This is a genomic window from Cupriavidus numazuensis, from assembly GCF_905397435.1.
Lineage (GTDB): Bacteria > Pseudomonadota > Gammaproteobacteria > Burkholderiales > Burkholderiaceae > Cupriavidus > Cupriavidus numazuensis.
This window is the reverse complement of record NZ_CAJPVI010000138.1, coordinates 1-2,639: the sequence shown is the minus strand read 5'-3', so window position 1 is coordinate 2,639 and position 2,639 is coordinate 1. Positions and strand designations below refer to the sequence as shown.

Annotated in this window: 3 protein-coding genes; 1 reads left to right on the top strand and 2 read right to left on the bottom strand. The window is 61.3% G+C overall.

Annotated elements, in window-relative coordinates; all coding sequences use genetic code 11:
* Nucleotides 1–121: 121 nt before the first annotated feature.
* Nucleotides 122–1,858 carry an IS1634 family transposase gene (locus tag KHO41_RS40830; RefSeq protein ID WP_211958866.1) on the bottom strand — a complete coding sequence of 579 codons (1,737 nt, stop codon included), beginning with the start codon at nucleotides 1,856–1,858 and terminating at the stop codon, nucleotides 122–124.
* A gap of 255 nt (nucleotides 1,859–2,113) precedes the next feature.
* Between KHO41_RS40830 and KHO41_RS40825 the strand changes: the two genes are divergently transcribed.
* Nucleotides 2,114–2,293: a hypothetical protein gene (locus tag KHO41_RS40825; RefSeq protein ID WP_211958865.1), complete on the top strand. Its 180-nt coding sequence runs from the start codon at nucleotides 2,114–2,116 to the stop codon at nucleotides 2,291–2,293.
* On the opposite strand, the gene KHO41_RS40820 is transcribed toward KHO41_RS40825, so the two are convergent.
* Complete coding sequence (locus KHO41_RS40820; RefSeq protein ID WP_211958867.1) at nucleotides 2,294–2,566, bottom strand: DUF6429 family protein; 273 nt, start codon at nucleotides 2,564–2,566, stop codon at nucleotides 2,294–2,296.
* Nucleotides 2,567–2,639: the final 73 nt, after the last annotated feature.

Here is a 2,639-nt window from a genome sequence, read left to right as displayed (position 1 = left end):
CGACTTTCAGTTCCGGGGATTTCTCTTTCATCGGTATCCTCCTGTGGTGGGTGGACACCATCATCCTCATTCAGCGACCCGTTTGATAGACGCCGGTAAATGACTGCATACCGATTTCTGTCTACACCCGGATTTGCTCGAGCAATGCCAGAGCCTGCTTCTGCTTCGCGTTAGCCGTGGTGACGAGCTCGAAGGTTGGCGCCTCAGCGCCGGCGCTGGGGGTGCGGCAGGTGTTGCGCACGACCGTGGCGAGTTCGGCCATCAGGCTTGAGAAGCTGTGCACGGGCGTGCCGTCGTCAAGCGTGTGGCGCGCCGCCTTGGCCAGCGCTGCCGCGGAGCGCACCGCAGGCGCCACGGGGTCCCGCGTGGCCTTGGCGGCCTGATCGGTGTCGGCAAACATCAGTTCGCGCCAGGCCTCGCGCATGTGCCACTCGACATAGTAGGCCAGCATGCACAGCAGGATATGTGCACGCACGCGATCGGCCGTGCGATGATGAATCGGCCGGACCTTCAGGTCCACAGTCTTGAGCGAGCGGAATGCACGCTCCACATTGGCCAGCGCCTTGTAGTTGCGCACGCAATCGGCTGAGTCCATCTGTTCCGCACTCAGCGAAGTGCGGATGATGTAAAGGCCATCGAGCGCGGCCTCGCGGGCGATGCCCTCACTGTTGCGGCTGAATGCGAAGGCCGCGTCGTCGATGCTCAGCGCAAAGTGCTTGGCCACCTTGTACTTGTTGATCACCTTGCCCACGCGCAGGCCGATCTGATCGCGCCCGGCAAGCTTGCCCGCTTGCACGCGGGCAACGATCGGCTGCAGACACGCCTCGGTGGCCGCCAGCAACTCTTCTCGCTTGTGGGCACGCAGCTTGGCCAGTTCCGGATTGCGGCACGCCACCAGTCGCTCGCCCGGATAATCCGGTGAACTCAATTCCAGCAGATTTCGCTCGTCGAACAAGCCAAGCTGCAGTTGCCCTTGTTCGAGCAGCGGGCGGATCGAGGCGCTCTTGAGCGCGGTGATCCAGTCCAGGTCACCGCCCTCACGCATCTGGTCGATGGCCTTGCTGGAGATCATGCCGCGGTCTCCCACCATGACCATCCGCGAGATGCCGAAATCCTCCCGCAGGCACTGCACCTCAGGCATGAAGGTCTGGTTGTCGGCCACGTTGCCCTCATGCACCGACACCGCCACCGGGCAGCCGCGCACATCGGTGAGCAAGCCGTAGTTGACCTGCAGCAGTCCCTTCTTGCCATCGCGGCTATAGCCAAGCTTGGCCAGCGGGCAGGTATTGCCCTCGAAGTAGCTGGAGCTCAGGTCGTACAACACCAAGCCACCGTCGCTCAAGTGGCGCGCGGCGAGCTTCTTCTGGATTGTGTCCTGGCGAGCGAGCAGCCAGTCCATCGCCGCGTACAGGTCATCCTCGTTGGCCTCGGTCACGCCGAAATCCTCGGCCAGAGTGCTGGTGTGCCACCAGCGCGTGGTGGCCAGCTTCGTATGCGGTGCGGCGATGCGCGCGGCAACCATCGCCAACACCAGGTCGCGCTCGCGCGAAGGCTTGGAGGCGATTAGCGAGGCAAAGCCCAGGCGCTGCATCGCCGTGGACACCGCCTGCACGTGGCCGCGCGCGCGCGAGCGCGTCACCTCGAATGCCTCGCCCAGTGGCACGAAGGTCTCGCCCTTGAGTGAGCGGCGGATGATCTCGATCAGTTCCTCGGGCAAGTGCGACAGGTTACCCAGGGTCTCGTTCTTGACCACGCCGTCTTCGCGGTAACTGCGCCGCAACAGGTGGGTGTGATAGACCTGGTCCTTGTACTTGCGAGTCGTCGTAACGACGTGAGCAGTTCCGGTTCGCGCTGGCATGCAGCGAAGAATAGGAAACAAAGCTCGAAAGTCAAGTATTTTTAGTGACTACAAAAAGAAGACTTAAATCGTCCCGGATGAGCCGATTTCTCAGGTGGGAAAAGGGCTCGGCGATGCCGCGGTTGCAAATTCGCCCGGGAACTTGGGTTTAGTTACCGATCGCGGTCAGACCTCACGGGTCTTGGTCACAGGTTCGTACCCGCGATCGCCAACCAAAAAACCCTCTGCTTTATGCTCTGCCTGGCAGAGTACGGGATGCGCAGCCTCAACAAATGCCGCACCGAATACGAGATCGTATTGCCGTTCTCGCATGGCCCAGAACTGGAGGCGGCGATCGAAGACCTGCTCGCGGAGATGCACGCGACGGCCGACCTGTGTCACTGCTGGATCGAAGCGTCGCTGCACGATCCGGTTGCCGGCACCGCTTGGAGCTGATCACGCCGGCTTGTCGTCGGCCTTTCGGACGAAGCGCTGCGTGAACAGTCGCTCGGCCTCGCGCAGACCTTCATCCGTCAGCATGACAGACTTAGCGCGGTTGACCGGATCGAGGATAAAGCCCTTTTCGTGCAGCCGGTTCATGGCTGCCCAGTCGAAGCTCTTCCAGGCGCGGTTCTGATCACAAAGATTCAGATACAGCAAGGCCAGCACCGCTTCGTCAATCGACTCGGTATTACTGACGTGTGCACCAAATAGTGCGTAGTGCGTTATGTGGGCATGAAGACAAAAACTGATGCCCGAAAGTTGGATGGAGCCACGCAAGCCCACCTGAGAAAGCTGGTGG